At 71.1% G+C, this 15787-nt stretch carries 20 protein-coding genes; 13 read left to right on the top strand and 7 right to left on the bottom strand.

Translation table 11 applies throughout. From position 1 onward, the window contains the following. Nucleotides 1–68: 68 nt before the first annotated feature. On the bottom strand, nt 69–1046 hold the full coding sequence (locus C7C45_RS00210; protein WP_110561555.1) for a C40 family peptidase: 978 nt from the start codon (nt 1044–1046) through the stop codon (nt 69–71). A gap of 512 nt (nt 1047–1558) precedes the next feature. Here C7C45_RS00210 and C7C45_RS00205 point away from each other — a divergent pair. Further along, complete coding sequence (locus C7C45_RS00205) at nt 1559–2059, top strand: DUF6232 family protein (RefSeq protein WP_244200162.1); 501 nt, start codon at nt 1559–1561, stop codon at nt 2057–2059. A 48-nt stretch (nt 2060–2107) separates the two neighbouring features. Here C7C45_RS00205 and C7C45_RS00200 read toward each other — a convergent pair whose 3' ends face one another. Both C7C45_RS00200 and C7C45_RS00195 read right to left on the bottom strand, forming a co-directional pair. Further along, nucleotides 2108–2437, bottom strand: coding sequence for a DUF3817 domain-containing protein (locus C7C45_RS00200; RefSeq protein ID WP_110561553.1), 330 nt, complete (start codon nt 2435–2437; stop codon nt 2108–2110). 25 nt (nt 2438–2462) lie between these two features. Next, nucleotides 2463–2885, bottom strand: a complete 423-nt coding sequence (locus C7C45_RS00195) for a hypothetical protein (protein ID WP_208641018.1) — start codon at nt 2883–2885, stop codon at nt 2463–2465. Nucleotides 2886–3019: 134 nt separating this feature from the next. Between C7C45_RS00195 and C7C45_RS00190 the strand changes: the two genes are divergently transcribed. From C7C45_RS00190 to C7C45_RS00180, 3 genes are read left to right on the top strand one after another with little or no spacing between them, the layout of a single operon-like run. Further along, a complete protein-coding gene (locus C7C45_RS00190) occupies nt 3020–3358 on the top strand; it encodes a DUF6158 family protein (protein ID WP_110561552.1) in 339 nt (112 codons plus the stop codon). Beyond that, nucleotides 3358–3696 carry an SRPBCC family protein gene (locus C7C45_RS00185; RefSeq protein WP_110561551.1) on the top strand — a complete coding sequence of 113 codons (339 nt, stop codon included), beginning with the start codon at nt 3358–3360 and terminating at the stop codon, nt 3694–3696. Before C7C45_RS00190 ends, C7C45_RS00185 begins: the two co-directional genes overlap by 1 nt. 54 nt (nt 3697–3750) lie before the next feature. Continuing rightward, nucleotides 3751–4287 (top strand): DUF1360 domain-containing protein, encoded by a 537-nt coding sequence (locus tag C7C45_RS00180; protein ID WP_110561550.1) that lies wholly within the window; start codon nt 3751–3753, stop codon nt 4285–4287. 54 nt (nt 4288–4341) lie between these two features. Here C7C45_RS00180 and C7C45_RS00175 read toward each other — a convergent pair whose 3' ends face one another. From C7C45_RS00175 to C7C45_RS00165, 3 genes are all read right to left on the bottom strand, one after another. Beyond that, on the bottom strand, nt 4342–4536 hold the full coding sequence (locus tag C7C45_RS00175) for a hypothetical protein (RefSeq protein WP_110561549.1): 195 nt from the start codon (nt 4534–4536) through the stop codon (nt 4342–4344). A gap of 48 nt (nt 4537–4584) precedes the next feature. Continuing rightward, entirely contained in the window at nt 4585–4809 is a 225-nt protein-coding gene (locus tag C7C45_RS00170) for a hypothetical protein (RefSeq protein WP_110561548.1), read from the bottom strand. 445 nt (nt 4810–5254) lie between these two features. Continuing rightward, complete coding sequence (locus C7C45_RS00165; protein WP_110561547.1) at nt 5255–6349, bottom strand: 3-deoxy-7-phosphoheptulonate synthase; 1095 nt, start codon at nt 6347–6349, stop codon at nt 5255–5257. Between the two features lie 298 nt (nt 6350–6647). Between C7C45_RS00165 and C7C45_RS00160 the strand changes: the two genes are divergently transcribed. Next, complete coding sequence (locus C7C45_RS00160) at nt 6648–6863, top strand: hypothetical protein (protein ID WP_110561546.1); 216 nt, start codon at nt 6648–6650, stop codon at nt 6861–6863. On the opposite strand, the gene C7C45_RS00155 is transcribed toward C7C45_RS00160, so the two are convergent. Further along, entirely contained in the window at nt 6830–7072 is a 243-nt protein-coding gene (locus C7C45_RS00155; protein WP_110561545.1) for a hypothetical protein, read from the bottom strand. The two genes, C7C45_RS00160 and C7C45_RS00155, sit on opposite strands and share 34 nt — an antisense overlap. Before the next feature lie 101 nt (nt 7073–7173). Between C7C45_RS00155 and C7C45_RS00150 the strand changes: the two genes are divergently transcribed. The 8 genes from C7C45_RS00150 to C7C45_RS00115 all read left to right on the top strand — a co-directional run bounded on the left by C7C45_RS00150 (nt 7174) and on the right by C7C45_RS00115 (nt 15728). Further along, on the top strand, nt 7174–8463 hold the full coding sequence (locus tag C7C45_RS00150) for a M16 family metallopeptidase (RefSeq protein WP_110561544.1): 1290 nt from the start codon (nt 7174–7176) through the stop codon (nt 8461–8463). After that, entirely contained in the window at nt 8460–9797 is a 1338-nt protein-coding gene (locus C7C45_RS00145; RefSeq protein ID WP_110561543.1) for a M16 family metallopeptidase, read from the top strand. Before C7C45_RS00150 ends, C7C45_RS00145 begins: the two co-directional genes overlap by 4 nt. Nucleotides 9798–10028: 231 nt before the next feature. Beyond that, nucleotides 10029–11054 (top strand): aspartate-semialdehyde dehydrogenase, encoded by a 1026-nt coding sequence (locus C7C45_RS00140; protein ID WP_110561542.1) that lies wholly within the window; start codon nt 10029–10031, stop codon nt 11052–11054. Nucleotides 11055–11211: 157 nt separating this feature from the next. After that, complete coding sequence (locus C7C45_RS00135; RefSeq protein ID WP_280101359.1) at nt 11212–11652, top strand: PPOX class F420-dependent oxidoreductase; 441 nt, start codon at nt 11212–11214, stop codon at nt 11650–11652. Between the two features lie 129 nt (nt 11653–11781). After that, nucleotides 11782–12465 carry a TMEM175 family protein gene (locus C7C45_RS00130; RefSeq protein ID WP_110561541.1) on the top strand — a complete coding sequence of 228 codons (684 nt, stop codon included), beginning with the start codon at nt 11782–11784 and terminating at the stop codon, nt 12463–12465. Between the two features lie 73 nt (nt 12466–12538). Continuing rightward, a complete protein-coding gene (locus C7C45_RS00125) occupies nt 12539–12955 on the top strand; it encodes a CBS domain-containing protein (RefSeq protein WP_110561540.1) in 417 nt (138 codons plus the stop codon). A gap of 341 nt (nt 12956–13296) precedes the next feature. Then, nucleotides 13297–13668, top strand: coding sequence for an SCP2 sterol-binding domain-containing protein (locus C7C45_RS00120; RefSeq protein WP_110561702.1), 372 nt, complete (start codon nt 13297–13299; stop codon nt 13666–13668). Next, nucleotides 13668–15728: an amylo-alpha-1,6-glucosidase gene (locus C7C45_RS00115; protein WP_110561539.1), complete on the top strand. Its 2061-nt coding sequence runs from the start codon at nt 13668–13670 to the stop codon at nt 15726–15728. Before C7C45_RS00120 ends, C7C45_RS00115 begins: the two co-directional genes overlap by 1 nt. Nucleotides 15729–15787: the final 59 nt, after the last annotated feature.

Raw genomic sequence — 15787 nt, 5'->3', positions numbered from 1 at the left:
GTAGTAATGACGGCGAACGGCCGGCGTCCGATAGGGGGACGCCGGCCGTTCGCCGTAGCCGGTCGTTGTTAGCGAACCCGGCCGTAGCCCTGGATGGACATCATGTTCATGCCCCGCTTGAGCACGTTGCGACCGGCGCTCGGCGCGTCGATCACCTGACCGTCGCCCACGTAGAGGGCGACGTGCCCGAGCCCGCTGTAGAAGACCAGGTCGCCCGGGCGCAGGTCACCCCGGCCGATGTGGGCGACCGCGCTCCACTGCATGCGGGTGTTGTGCGGCAGGGACTTTCCGGCCGCCCGCCAGGCCGCCGAGGTCAGCCCGGAGCAGTCGTAGCCGTTCGGCCCGTCGGCTGCCCAGACGTACGGCTTGCCCACCGCGCCGAACGCGTAGCGCACGGCGGCGCCGGCATCACCGGCCACCGCGGGCACGTTCTTGGCCTCGGCCGCCGCGGCCCTGGGTTCGGGTCGCTCGGTGGCCGCCCCGTACGCCTGCCGGCGCAGCTCGTACAGCTTGGCCAGATCCTGTTCGATCTGCTTCTTGCCCGCCGCGAGCTGACGCGCCTGCGCGGCCTGCCGGGTCAGTGTGGCGTCCAGACCGGCCTTCTCGTCGAGCAGCCGCCGCTGGTCGGCGGTGAAACCGGAGATGCGGTCCTGCCGCTGGCGGGTCAGCTGGTCGATCGTGCCGAGCCGGTCCAGCAGCCCGGAGGCGCCCCCGGGACCTAGCAGGGCGTCCGCGGTACGCAGAGCGCCGCTCTTGTACGCGGTGTTGGCCAGCTCGGCCACGTCGGCCCGGCTCTGCTGGGCCTGCTGTTCCAGTGGACCGATGCGGGCTTGTAATCGCGCCACCGCGGCCTCGTTTGTCTTGATCTCCTCACGCAGCTTGTTGTACGACTCGACGACCCGCTCCAACTCGGCCGAGGACGTCTCGATCCGGCGGGTCAGGTCGGCCGGTGACGGCTCGGCGTGGGCCACCGCCGTCGGGGCGATCAGCGCGGCCGACATGCCGACCAGCGCCACGGTGCGCAGCAGGTTTCTCAGGGATGACAAGAGCGAAAGGCCCCCCTCCCACGGCCGCCGGAGCTGCTGAAGCCCTCGGCGACACCGGCCGGGGCCATCCGGGCGGACGGCACTGGGCCGGACCGGCTCGCCCAACCTAACCCGGGACGGATGTCGCTCGCAGTTGAAGCAGGGGCGAAAGTTGGCGGAGAGGCGGGTCGTGTCCCTGCGGTGGGTGGCGTTGATGACACCTGCTGCGACAAATCCGGACGCCCTCTTCGTGGATATATGACGGATATGCGGCCTTTGTCGTTCCGGGCGCATGCCGCCGGATTCCTGCCGCCCATAACCGATAAAAGTAGAAATGGATGCTGTTTCTCGGCGATGTCCCCGGTTCGGGGGAGCTGTCGAGAGTTCGTAAATGCGCAGGCCGGCTGGCGGGGCCACAACACAATGAGGGCCGGAGCCGGGAATCCCGTCGGCGGGTAGGACGTCTGTCCCCAGCGGGTCGACCCGGCCAACCGTCCCCCGCGGGAGGAACCGTGGATCGTGAAGGCGCAAGAGTGCGACCGCCGCGAACGGTGCCGGGCGCACGGTCGACCCTGCTGTACGCACGGCCCGGCATCATCGTCACCGTCGACCGGTTCACCGTCGGCCGAACCAGTTACCGGATCGCCGACCTGACCCACCTGCGCACCACCCGAGGCCCGCACGACCGGATCGCCGTCCGGGCCGTTGTCCTCACCGCCAGCATGCTCGGCGGTGTCGCGATGCTGCTCGGCTTCACCGGCGGGTTGCAACGCCTGACCGCCGGGGCGTACCTCATCCTCGGCGCGGTGCTCTTGCTCCCCGCCGCGCTGGCCCTGGTCGGCGACCGCTGGCGCCCACCGCCGCACGAGCTGTGGGGGTGGCACCGGGGAGCGGAGGTGCTGCTGTTCAGTGCCGACGACGAGCGGCAGTTCGGCCAGGTCACCCGGGCGCTGTTACGGGCCCGGGAGGTCAACCGGTACGGCGGCTGGGTCGACCCGCTCGCGTCGGCCGACCCGTGGCGGCCCAGTCGCTGACTCGACGACGGTGGGCCGGCGCCGAGGTGGCGTCGGCCCACCGGCCGCTCAGCGGGCGACCGGCTCCGGAGCCCGTGCCACCTGCGGCGCGGCCAGCCAAGCGGTGACCCGGCGCTCGGCGAAGAACGAGACGAACGGCACGGTGCCGGCCAACATCACCAGCAGCATCCGCTTCAGCGGCCAGTCGGCTCGGCGACTGAGGTCGAACGCGGCCACCAGATAGATCATGTAGAGGAAGCCGTGCGCCGGCCCCACCGTCTCCACCACGACCGCGTTGTCGAACACGTACTTCAACGGCATGCCGATCACGACCAGCACGATCAGCACCACGCCCACGATCCAGGCGATCACGCGGTACCGGGTAAGGGCAGCGCCCACCTTCGTCCGTCCTTCCGAGCCCGGCTCAGCCGGGATAGTCACCGGGCCGGGCGCCCGGATTGGCGCTCAACCATGACAGGTAGTGGTTGTAGGCGGCCAGGTCCGTGTCCTCGACGGCGTCGCCGTCGACCGGCACCCGGGACACCCGCACCGGTCGGCGTACCGCCGGTCGGGACCCTGCGGTGACAGCCGGTGCCGGCGCGTCGGCCGGATCCGCCGGCGGCGCGTCGGCCTCGTCCGCGCCGCGGCGGGCCAGCTTCACCTCGCGCCACCAGACGTAGACCACGAAGCCGGCGAAGATCGGCCACTCGACCGCGTACCCCCAGCTCAGGCTGTTGCCCGCGGCGGCCCGGCTGACCTGCCACCAGCCCAGCCCGAGGAAGCCCAGGGCCAGCACGACCATGGCCACGTGACGTGCGATCCACGTCGGGGTCCAGAGCCGCCTCATGGCATCGAGGGTACCGGGCACGGTGCCGGTCTCCGACACCGTGTCGTAGCTGTCGCACCGCCGAGAGGGTTTGGCGTCACCGCGCCTGGGCATTCGTCTAGACGCCAGCCCAAACGAGATCAAGGGGGGCGACGATGACCGGATCGGTACGTGAGGACGGCTTTGCGTCCAGCGGCAGCACGGACATGAGCCCGGAGCAGCGGGTGCCCGAGTGGGGCGGCGATCACCTGGCCGACCCGGCGGGCGCCACGGATCTCGACGGCGACCTGCTCGGCATCGACCCGACGGAGTTGACCGACGAGGATCTGATCCGCGAGATGCACAGCCTGCACCGCACCCGCCTCGACACCCTGCGGCACGCGGCGGACTCCGCGCTCGCCAACCACCTGCGGCGCACCGCGGAGCTGGAGACCGAGTACCTGGCCCGCCACCCGGGCCGGGAGGTTGACCCCGGCCGCCTGCGGGACTCCTGATGGCGGCGCGCGCGGTGCGCGGCATGTCCGCGCCACCCGAGGTGGTCTTCAACACGGCCACCGACCCCGAGCGAGCCTCAGCCTGGCTGCCGGAGCCGCTGCGCGGCGACGGCAGCCCGGCCGCGGAGATCAACGGCGAGGAGCTGCGGGCTCGATGGGGTGACGGTGACACCGCTGACTGGTCCGCCGAGATCCGGGTCGAGCCGGCCGATTCCGGCGGCGCCCGGATCCAGCTCGACCTGGCCGACCCCTCGGGCGGGCCGGGCCCGGACCAGTTGGCCGACGAAGCGCTCACCAACCTGGCCCGCGAGGTCGCCGACAACCTCCAGGCCGGCTGAGTCGGCCACGGGACGCCGCCGCTCCCGCACCCCCACAAGACACGAGGAGACCAGGTGAGCGACACTGGCCTGCGACAGAAGGCGGCGCGGCTGCGTCGGGCGTACGCGCCGCACGAACACCGGCCGCTCGGCGGCTACCTGGTGGCGATGGGTGCCTACGCCGGGGTGACCGGGGCACTCGCCGGCCTGGTCAAGGTGACCGGCCAGCCGGTGCCGGAGCGTCCCGCCCCATCCGACGTGGTGCTGCTCTCCATCGCCACGCACAAGCTGAGCCGGCTGCTGTCCAAGGACGCGGTGACCAGCCCGCTGCGGGCGCCGTTCACCCGCTACGACCGCCCGATCGGCAGCGGTGAGGTGATGGAGCAGGTCCGCGACTCGGGCAGCCCCACCCGGCACGCCATCGGCGAGCTGTTGAGCTGCCCGTTCTGCCTGGCGGTCTGGGTGGCCACCGGGCTGACCGGTGGCCTGGTGCTCGCACCCCGGTTGACCCGGCTGGTGGCCACCGCGCTGACGGCGGTCGCCGCGTCCGACTTCCTGCAGATGGCGTACGCGACGGCGCAGCAGGCCGCCGAGGGTGGGCACGACGACTGACCCAGGCAACGGCAGCGGGGGCCGGCGGATGCCGGCCCCCGCTGCGGGTACGCCTCAGCGCTGCATGCCGGACCAGCCGTGCGGCGACTCCGGTTCCCGCTCGTCCTCGTCCGCCCCGGTGACGATGTCCCGATCCACGGCGGTGCGGTCGTGTTCGTTGGCGAAGTCCGGCTCGGGCGTGGTGTCCCTGCCCTTCGGCGGTTGACCCAGCGCCGCCACCTTCTCGTCGTGGTCCTCGTGGTGCGTCATGTCGGTGTCCCTTCTGCGTGGCTCAGGCGGTGGAACCGCCCAGGCCGCTCACGCGATGGAGCCGCCCAGCAGATCGCTCGCCTCGTCCACCGCGTACTCGCCCTCGGGCAGCGCGTCGATGCGGGCGAGCAGGTCCGGCGGGAGCTCGGCGGCCACCGCCTGGCGGTAGATCTCTGCCTGGGTGACCCGCTCCTGCGCCCGGTAGATGTCGTCGAGCAGGTCGTCGAGGGCCCGGGTGTCCGGCTCGCCGGCCACGGATGCGTCGTCGGTCACGCCGATCAGCTACCCGGGCCGGAATCGGTCAAACGTCACGCGAGCGGGTCCGCGCGCCTGCGCGCCTGCGGCTTCCGGGCCGGGTGACCCTGCTGCCTGCCTTTGCTCTGCTTCCACCGAGGCAACAGTTTTCGGCCGTTCCTGTTGCCTCGGTTGAAGCAGAGCAAAGGGGGTCGCGACAGTGGCCTGGCCAGCTGCCTCGGCGCGCCGGCCGGGTCAGGCTGGGTTCGCGTCTGCGAACGACAGCGCCGCCCCCGGCCTTGTGGGCCGGGGGCGGCGCTGGTGTCGGTGTGCAGGTCGCCTCTCGGCGAGTGGCACTACGCGGCTCCAGCCGGACGGTATTCCGCGAAGGCTATTTAGGTGAGGCCCGGGGACACTGGACACACCGACACCCCAGTCAACCAGTCGACCCCCACCCGTGTTCCGTGCACCGTGGTGTCGGCCGTCACACTGTCGTTGGCAGGGTGGCCCGGCGGGCCCGCACCGCGGACGCCAGGTGGTCGAGCACCTCGGCGGTGTCGTCCCAGCCGAGGCAGGCGTCGGTGACCGAGCGGCCGTACTCCAGCTCCCGGGTCGGGTCGAGGTCCTGCCGACCGGGCAGCAGGAACGACTCGAGCATCACGCCGGTGATCCCGCGCTGACCGGCAGCCAGTTGGGCGGCCACGTCGGCGGCGACCAGCGGCTGGTTACGGTGGTCCTTGCCGCTGTTGGCGTGACTGGCGTCGATCACCAGCCGCTCCGGCAACCCGGCCGCGCGGAGCAGGTCGAGTGCGCCGCCAACCGACTGCGCGTCGTAATTGGGCCGACCGCCCCCACCGCGCAGCACCAGGTGACCATCCGTGTTGCCCCGGGTGTGCATGATCGCCGGGGTGCCGGAGAAGTCGATGCCGGGGAAGACGTGCGGCACTCCGGCGGCGCGGATCGCGTCCACCGCCGTGCCGATGCTGCCGTCCGGGCGGTTCTTCATGCCGATCGGCATGGACAGGCCGGAGGCGAGCTGGCGGTGCACCTGGCTCTCCACGGTCCGGGCACCGATTGCGCCCCAGGCCACCGTGTCCGCGATGTACTGCGGCGTGATCGGGTCGAGGAACTCACAGCCCACCGGCAGGCCGACGCGCAGCACGTCGAGCAGCAACGCCCGGGCCAGCCGCAGGCCGGTGTTGACGTCTCCGCTGCCGTCCAGGCCCGGGTCGTTGATCAGACCCTTCCAGCCGACGGTGGAGCGGGGCTTCTCGAAGTAGACCCGCATGACGATCAGCAGGTCATCGGCGAGCCGGTCGGCGGCGGTGCGCAGCCGCTGCGCGTAGTCGAGTGCGGCAGCCGGATCGTGGACCGAGCAGGGGCCGACAACCACCAGCAGGCGGTCGTCCTCGCGGTCCAGCACGCGACCCACCGCGCGACGGCCGTCGAGTACGGCCGCGGCGAGCGGGGCGTCCAGGGGCAACTCGTGGTGCAGGAGGGCGGGCGTGGTCAGCGGCACGACACGGTCGATCCGCTGATCGCTGACCCGATCGGTCTCCGGGGTCGTCACGGTGGGCATCCTTTCGCCGACCGTGCCCGGGGCCGGTGCCCGGGACGAGCCGGCTGCTCGTACGCAAAAGGGCAGGAACGACAGCTCCTGCCCAGCCGGCTCGGTCCGTGGTGACGTCAGTTCATGGTGAAGTCACCGGCTTGCGAGCCGGCTGTCTAAACCATCGATAGGAACGCGTCACCGGGCCAGCGTACCCGACCGGACGGGCTACTTCGTAGTCGTCCCAGGATGCGCGCGACGAACACGTGCCGAAGGCCGCGCGACGAACACCGCGTGCCGAAGGTGGGGTCGGGGTAACAGGGGAGCCATGACTGACGAGCAGAGCGATCAGAACCGGGTGGAGTCGAGGGCGCACCTCCTACCCGAGGAAGCCGCGGTGGGCAGCGACGACCCGGAGGCGCAGGCGGCGGCCATCCTCACCGAATCGGACATCCGTACGGCGGACCAGAACGCGGCCCCGGACACGGTGCTGGAACGCCGTACCTCCGATCAGACGGTGGCCGCGGTCGAGCCGCCGGACTGAGCGGTCGCCCGGCGTCCCCGGCGGCTGCTGCCAAGATCGATCGAGTCGGGGTCGGCGGTGGGTGGTCCGGGCGTACCCCAGATCACCGTCTCGCCGACGAACGAGCGACCGGCCGGGTGCAGCAACCGGCCGCGGCGCCGCCGGCTGAGCGCGGCGCTGGCACGTTCGACGGCGGTGGCGGCCCGGGACGGAGGCGGAGTGACGGTCATCTCCCTGCGGTACCCCGGCCGACGGCCTCGATGCCTTGCGACCGGCTCGCCGGCCGACCACACGTCACCTTTCCGCCCCCGAGATCAGATAGCGTCGGGGGATGCCCGAGAGCGGTTACCCCTGGCCCATCGAGACGTCCCGACTGGACAACGGCCTGCGCGTGGTGGTGAGTGAAGACCGCACCGCGCCGGCCGTCGCCGTCAACCTCTGGTACGACGTTGGCTCCCGGCACGAACCGGCCGGGCAGACCGGCTTCGCCCACCTCTTCGAACACCTGATGTTCGAGGGCTCGGTGAACGTGGCGAAGACCGAGCACATGAAACTGATCCAGGGCTCCGGCGGCTCGCTGAACGCCACGACCAACCCGGACCGGACCAACTACTTCGAGACGGTCCCGGCCGAGCACCTGGAGTTGGCGCTCTGGTTGGAGGCCGACCGGATGGGCGGCCTGGTCCCCGCGCTCACACAGGAGACGCTGGACAACCAACGGGACGTGGTCAAGAACGAGCGCCGGCAGCGTTACGAGAACGTCCCGTACGGGGATGCGTGGCTGCGCCTGTTGCCGCTGCTCTACCCGCAGGGGCACCCGTACCATCACGCCACGATCGGCTCGATGGCTGACCTGAACGCCGCCGACCTCGCCACCTTCCAGGCGTTCCACCAGACCTACTACGCGCCCAACAACGCGGTGCTCACCGTTGTCGGCGACACCACCGCCTCCGACGTGTTCGCGCTGGCCGACAAGTACTTCGGCGCGCTGCCCGCGCGCGACGACATCCCGTCGGCCCCGGACGGCCGCAGCGTTCCGACGACCGGGCAGACGGCCGTCGAGTCGGTAAGCGCCGACGTGCCGGCGCCGCGGGTGTACATCGCCCACCGCACCTACCCGTTCGGCAGCCCCGGCTACCACGTGATCAACGTTCTCGCCACCGTCCTCGGCAGCGGCCGGGGCAGCCGGCTCTACCAGCGGCTCGCCGACGGTGAACGGCTCGCCCAGCCGGACCTGGTCGGGGCGTACGGGGTGGACCTCGCGCACGCCCCGGCACCGCTCATCGCCACCGCCACCGCCCGCGCCGGAGTGAGCGCCGAGCGGCTGGCCGAAGGGCTGGCCGAGGTCGTCGACGAACTGGCCACCGTGCCGGTCACCGCCGCGGAGCTGGATCGGGCCAAGGCCATGCTCAGCACCGGGTGGTGGCGTCAGTTGTCCACGGTGGACGGCCGTGCCGACCTGCTCGGCCGGTACGCCACGCAGTTCGGCGACCCGGCCCGCATCGTGGACCAGTTGCCGGCCCTGCTCGCGGTCACCGCCGAGCAGATCGCCGAGGCCGCCGCCGATGTGCTCGCCACCGACCGGGTGATCCTGACCTACCTGCCCGAGGAGACCTCATGACGTTGATCGCCGACCGTCCCGGCCCGGGTGCCGCCCGCCCGTACCGGTTCCCGCCGGTGGTTCGCCGCGCCGTGGCCGGCGGTCAGGTTGTCGCCGCGCACCTGCCCGGGCAGAACCTCGCCGTCGCTCTGCTGCTGCTCGACGTGGGCGCGGGCCAGGAGCCGCTCGGCAAGGAGGGCCTGTCCGGGGTGCTGGCCAAGGCGTTGGAGGAGGGGACCGCACAGCGGGACGCCGCCGCGTACGCGCTCGCCGTCGAGGGGCTCGGCACCGCGTTGTCGACCGGGTTGGACTGGGACTCGTTCCAGGCCAGCGTGGTGATCCCGGTGGACCGGCTCAGCGCGGCCGTGGAACTGCTCGCCGAGGCGGTCCGGACGCCCAGGCTGGACCCGGCCGACGTGCGCCGGGTCCGCGACGACGAGGCGACCGCGCTGCGGATGGACTGGGCCAACCCGGGTCCACGTGCCGACGCCGCGTTGCGCGCGGACCTGTTCGGTGCCGAGAACCGCTGGGGGCGCCCGATGTACGGCGACCCGGAGTCGGTCGCCGGGTTGGACGTGGAGGACGTGACGGTCTTCCACTCCGAGTGGTTCCTGCGCCCCGGCACCCTGATCGTCGCCGGCGACCTGGACCGGATCGACCTGGACGCGCTGGCCGCCGCGGCGTTCGCCGGCACCGGTGGCGGCCCGGCCGAGCGCGGCGGCCCGCTCGAGGTGCCGCTGCACGCCGGCCGACGGATCATTCTGGTGGACCGGCCCGGCTCGGTGCAGTCCACGCTGCGGCTGGGCCACCCGTCGCCGCACCGGGCGCACCCCGACCACGTGCCGATGACGCTCGCCGGCACCGTGCTCGGCGGGGCGTTCACCTCCCGGCTCAATCACCTGCTCCGTGAGGTGCACGGCTACACCTATGGGGTTCGGGGTGATTTCGCCTCGTCCCGGCGGTTCGGTCGGTTCGCGGTCAGCTCCGGTGTGCAGACCGCAGTCACCGTGCCAGCCCTGGTCGAGGCGGTGGGCGAGATCAACCGTACCCAGGCCAGCGGGGTGACCGAGGACGAGCTGGCGGTGGCCCGCTCCTGGCGGGCCGGGCAGCTCTCGGTCGAGTTGCAGAGCCCTAGGGCCATCGCCTCCGCGCTGACCACGCTGGTGGTGCACGACCTACCGGACGACTACCACGCCCGGTTGCGTGAGTCGCTGCTCGCCGCCGACGTGGATCAGGTCTCCGCGGCAGCGGCCACCCACCTGCACCCGGACGCGTTGACCCTGGTCATCGAGGGCGACGCCGCCATCATCCGCGACGAACTAACCGCAGCAGCCCTAGGCGACCTGCTCCCCTAACAGCCGCGCCCCTGCGCCCCTGCGCCCCTGCGGTTGATCAAGAGGTTCGCGTCAAGCCGAGCGCGATTTCTGACGCAAACCTCTTGATCAACGCGTGTGTTGGGGGTGGGGGCGGGAGCGGGGGAGCGGGAGTGGGTGGGGGAGCGGGAGTGGGTGGGTGTGATGCGGGACGCGGGCGGTGGGTGGGAAAGGGGTCCCGTTCGTGGGGGTGGGCTGGGTAGCCTCGCGGGCATGAGGATCGGCATTGTGGGGGCCACCGGCCAGGTCGGTGGCGTGATGCGGCGGGTGCTGGCGGAACGGGAGTTCCCGGCGGAGCAGGTGCGGTTGTTCGCCTCGGCGCGGTCCGCCGGGCGTACGCTGCCGTGGCGCGACGGCGAGGTGACCGTCGAGGACGCCGCGACCGCGGACTATTCCGAGCTGGACATCGTGCTCTTCTCGGCCGGTAAGGGCACCGCCCGCGAGTTGGCCCCCCGGGTAGCCGAGGCCGGCGCCGTGGTGATCGACAACTCCTCCGCGTTCCGGATGGACCCGCTGGTGCCGCTGGTGGTCGCCGAGGTCAACCCGCATGCCGCCCTCGACCGCCCGAAGGGCATCATCGCCAACCCCAACTGCACCACGATGGCCGCGATGCCGGTGCTGCGCCCGCTGCACGCCGAGGCGGGCCTGGTCGGCCTGGTCGTGTCCACGTACCAGGCGGTTTCCGGTGCCGGGCTGGCCGGCGTCGCCGAGCTGGACGAGCAGGTCCGCAAGGTTGCCGAGCACGCCGCCGGGCTGGCCTTCGACGGGTCGGCCGTGGAGTTCCCCGCGCCGCGCTCGTTCGCCGAGCCGATCGCCTTCAACGTCCTCCCGCTGGCGGGTTCGATCGTCGACGACGGCTCCTTCGAGACCGACGAGGAACAGAAGCTGCGCAACGAGAGCCGCAAGATCCTGGAGATCCCCGACCTGTTGGTCTCCGGCACCTGCGTCCGGGTGCCGGTCTTCACCGGCCACTCGCTGCAGATCAACGCCCGGTTCGCCCGGCCGCTCACCCCGCAGCGCGCCCACGAGCTGCTGGCCGACGCGCCCGGCGTGGCACTGACCGACGTGCCGACGCCGTTGCAGGCCGCCGGGCAGGACCCGACCTACGTGGGACGGATCCGCGCCGACGAAACCGCCGAGTACGGGCTGGCGCTGTTCTGCTCCAACGACAACCTGCGCAAGGGCGCCGCGCTGAACGCGGTGCAGATCGCCGAGCTGGTCGCCGCCGAGCGCCGCTGACCGTCGCCGTCCCCGGGTCTTCGTCGTCCCCGGGTCTTCGCCATCACCCGGGCCATCGCCGACGTCGGCGATGGCCCGGGTGCCGTTCGAGGGGCCGCTGATGGTCCACCGGTCGTGCTTGGATGGGACGAAGTCGACCGTCCCACCTGGAGGAAACGTGCCGGATGACCGTACTCAGCAGGCGTTGACGGATCTGGTGGCCAAGCGTTCGATGGGCGTTCTCGCGACCATCAAGCGTGACGGGCGGCCACAGCTCTCCACCGTGGTCTACTCCTTCGATCGGGACGCGGGCCTGATCCGCGTCTCGGTCACCGACGGCCGGGCCAAGACGGCCAACCTGCGCCGCGACCCGCGAGCCAGCTTCCACGTCGCCACCGATGACGGCTGGGCGTACGCGGTGGTCGAGGGTCGCGCCGAGCTGACCACACCGGCCGCCGAACCCGGCGACGAGACCGTCGAGGAGCTCGTGGCGCTGTACCGGGCAGTGAGCGGCGAACACCCCGACTGGGACGAATACCGCCAGGCCATGGTCGACGAGGGGCGGCTGGTGCTGCGCCTGCACGTGGAGCGGATCTACGGCATGCCGCCCCGGGGCTGACGCGCTCGCCCTCGCCATCCGCCCGCGGTAGGCAGCGCAGCCGGGGCGCGCTGCCCGTAGGCGGGTGTCTCGCCCGCCGACGGGTATACCGCCCTCCCGTGCCGTCACGGAACGTCGGGGGAGGGATGGATGGGCGTCGACAGGACCAGCGACGAGACCCCACCCGGCGGCCCGACGCTGCGCCGGGAAACCTCCCGCCTGCTGTCGTTCAGCGACGGTGTCTTCGCCATCATCATCACGCTGCTGGTGCTCGACCTGCAGCCACCTCGGGTCGAACGCGGTCAGCTGCGGCACGCACTTGTCGAGCAGTGGCCGGCGTACCTCGCCTACGTCACGTCGTACGTCTTCGTGGCGGTCAGTTGGCTGAACCACCGGTCCGCCTTCAACCGGGTCACCAGCAGTGGCAAGGGCCTTCAGTGGTACAACCTCGCGGTGCTGTTCAGCACCGCGCTGTTGCCGTTCGCCACCTCGGTCCTGTCGCAGGCCTTACGGGAGGGTGACCAGGCGGACCAGCGGGCCGGCGTGGTCCTCTACGGCCTGGTCGGCGGGCTGCTCTCGGTGACCTGGCTGGGGCTGTACCACTATCTGGCCCGACATCACGATCTGCTGGACGAGGCCGTGTCGGGCGGGTTCTTCCCCACGGAACGGGCGCGGGCCGCGGCCGGTGTCCTGGGGTACGCGCTGGCGATTCTCGTCGGATACCTGGTCAACTCGCTGTTCGCCCTGGCGATCTTCCTGGTGCTGCCGATCTTCTACTCCCTGACCAGCAGTGGCCTGTACGAGCTGCGGCGCCTGCGGCACCCCCACGGATAGTCACCGGCGATCGGCGTTACCCCCTCCTGGGCGGCGGGTAGACGGGCCGTGCCGACACCGAGAGGGGAGCACCATGACAACGGTCGGAGAGTTCATGACGACCCGGTTGGTGACGATGGACGGCAACGAGACGCTCATCGCAGCCGCGCAGGAGATGCGGGACAGCGCGATTGGTGATGTGGTGGTGACCGACGGCGACAGCGTGGTCGGCATCGTCACGGACCGGGACATCACGGTCCGAGGTGTCGCGGAGAACATGGAGCCGGGCTCGACCCGGCTGAGCCAGATCACCACCCGCGACGTGATCACGGTGAGTCAGTACGACGACGTGGTGGCCGCCGCGGACCTGATGCGTACGTATGCCGTACGCCGGCTCCCGGTGATCGACGACGGGCGCCTTGTCGGCCTGGTGTCGATGGGTGACCTCGCCGTCGAGCGCGAACCGCAGTCGGTGCTCGCGGACATCAGCGCCGACGACCCGAACAACTGACCGTCCGCCGCCGGGCGCCGGCTCTCCCGATGCGGGAGGGCCGGCGCTCCGCTGTCCCCTCCACCCCCTTGGTGATCAAGAGGTTTCCGTCACGACACGCCGAAAGTGGTGACGCGAACCTCTTGATCACCGGCGCAGGGCGGTGCAGGGCGGCGCAGGCCGGCGCGGGCGGGGCAGGGGGCAGGGGGCGGGGGAGCGTGGGGGCGGCTGTTCACCCGATCTGGGCGAGGTTGACCGGGGTGGCGGCGGGGACCCGTGCGGGGACGTGCAACGCCGGCCGCCCGCGCGACTTGAGCGCGGAAGTGGGATCCCGGGCCCGGCAACTGGGAGGAGTGGACCCGATGGTGGACGCGACCACGAGGTTCTTCGAGGATCTGGACCGGCGGGGGTACGAGCCCCTGCTGGCGAAGGCCTCCGGGACACTGCGTATCGACCTGCACGAGGGGGCGCAGACCCGGCACTGGCTGCTGAGGATCGACCGCGGCCAGATGGACGTGAGTCAGGAGAACCAGGAGGCCGACACGGTGATCGGCGCGAGCCCGGTCCTCTTCGACGACATCGCCGCGGGCCGTGAACACGGCCTGGCCGCGTTGTTGCGCGGGGACATGACGGTGACCGGCGACGCGCGGCTGGTGGTGCAGGTGGAGCGGATCTTCCCGAGTTCCCCGGACTCCCGTGGGCCTCGTCGGCGCTTCGCGGGGGAGGTGTACTGATGGGGCAGAGCAACACGGTCCGGATCCTGGACGGCAACACGTTCGTCGTCTGCGAGGACACCGGTGACATCGAGGCGACTCCGAGCGAGCCGACCGGGCTGTTCTCCATCGACACCCGATTCCTGTCCACCTGGGTGCTGACGGTCAACGGTGAGCGGCTGAACTCGCTCTCCTACGACGACCTGCAGTACTTCGAGTCGCGGTTCTTCCTCGTCCCGGGGATGGCCACGCACTACGTGGACGCGAAGTTGTCGATCATCCGGGAACGCGCGGTGGGCGGCAGCTTCCGAGAGCAGCTCACCATCCTCAACCATGACGAGAAGCCGGTCGATCTGGAAGTCCGGATGGACGCGGCGTCGGATTTCGCCGACCTGTTCCAGGTCAAGGACGAGATCCTCAACAAGAAGGGCGAGATCTACACCGAGGTCGAGCCGGACCGACTGCGGTTGGGCTATCGCCGGGGCAACTTCCAGCGGGAGACGGTCATCTCCTCGTCGATGGCGGCCCGTTACGACAACAGGGGTTTCGCGTACACCGTCCACCTGGAACCGAACGAGCAGTGGGAAGCCGCGATCGACGTCCAGACGCAGGCGGTCGGGCCCGGCGGTCGGGATCTGCGTTTCGGACTGCGCACGCATGGCACCGAGCGGCTTGCCCTGCAGCACGACCTGGAGCGGTGGATCGCGGACGCGCCCAAGGTCAACAGTCAGCACGGCCGGGTGGCCAGCACCTACCGGCGCAGCCTGATCGACCTGGCGGCGCTGCGCTTCTCGCCCCTGTCGCTGGGCGGGGCCACCCTGCCAGCCGCCGGCCTGCCCTGGTTCATGACGATGTTCGGTCGGGACAGCATCCTCACCTGCCTGCAGACGCTGCCGTTCACCCCGCAGTTGTCGAAGACGACGCTGCGTATCCTCGCCTCCCTGCAGGGCAGCCGGTTCGACGACTTCCGGGACGAGGACCCGGGGCGCATCCTGCACGAGATGCGTTACGGCGAAACCGCGGCCTTCGAGGAGCAGCCGCACTCGCCGTACTACGGCTCGGTGGACGCGACGCCGTTGTTCGTCGTGCTACTCGACGAGTACGAGCGGTGGACCGGGGACGTGGCGCTGGTCAAGGAGTTGGAGCAGGAGTCCCGGGCGGCGCTGAGGTGGATCGACAACTACGCCGACCTGGTCGGCAACGGCTACATCTGGTACGAGCGGCGGAACACCGACACCGGCCTGGAAAACCAGTGCTGGAAGGACTCCTGGGACTCGATCTCCTACTCCGACGGCACGCTGCCGCCGTTCCCGCGGGCCACCTGCGAGGTGCAGGGGTACGCGTACGACGCGAAGGTCCGCGCAGCCCGGATGGCTCGGGAGTTCTGGGACGACCCGGAGTTCGCCGACCGGTTGGAGCGGGAGGCGGCAGAGCTGAGGGAGCGGTTCAACCGGGACTGGTGGGTGGAGGACGGCGAGTACTACGCCCTGGCCCTGGACCCGGACGGCCGCCAGTGCGACATCCTCAGCTCAAACATCGGCCACCTGCTGTGGAGCGGGATCGTCGAGCCCGAGCGAGCGGAGAAGATCGCTCAGCACCTGGTGGGGCCGCGGCTCTTCTCCGGCTGGGGTGTGCGGACGCTCGCCGAGGGGGAGGCCCGGTACAACCCGATCGGTTACCACAACGGCACGATCTGGCCGTTCGACAACTCGTTCATCGCCTGGGGCCTGCGCCGTTACGGCTTCGCCGAGGAGGCCGCGACCATCGCCAACGGCATCCTGGACGCGGCCACCTACTTCGACGGCCGGTTGCCGGAGGCGTTCGGCGGCTATCCGCGGGAGCTCACCAAGTTCCCGGTGGAGTACCCGACGGCGTGCAGCCCGCAGGCCTGGTCGACCGGTGCGCCACTGCTGCTGCTGCGCACCATGCTCGGTCTGGAGCCGCACGAGGGTCACCTGGCGGTCGAGCCACGGCTGCCGGTGGGGATGGGTCGCATCGAGGTGCTGGACATCCCGGGTCGCTGGGGTCGGGTGGACGCTTTCGCCCGGGGTCGACTGGACCTGGACAACCTCGCCGACTGACCGAATCGGCCGCCGACCCGGCGGTGGCGTGCCGCCCGCGCCACCGCCGGTCGCCACCC

Source organism: Micromonospora arborensis, from assembly GCF_003205615.1.
Classification (GTDB): Bacteria; Actinomycetota; Actinomycetes; order Mycobacteriales; family Micromonosporaceae; genus Micromonospora; species Micromonospora arborensis.
Note: the sequence above shows the minus strand (reverse complement) of the source record. Positions and strands in the feature narration are given on the sequence as shown.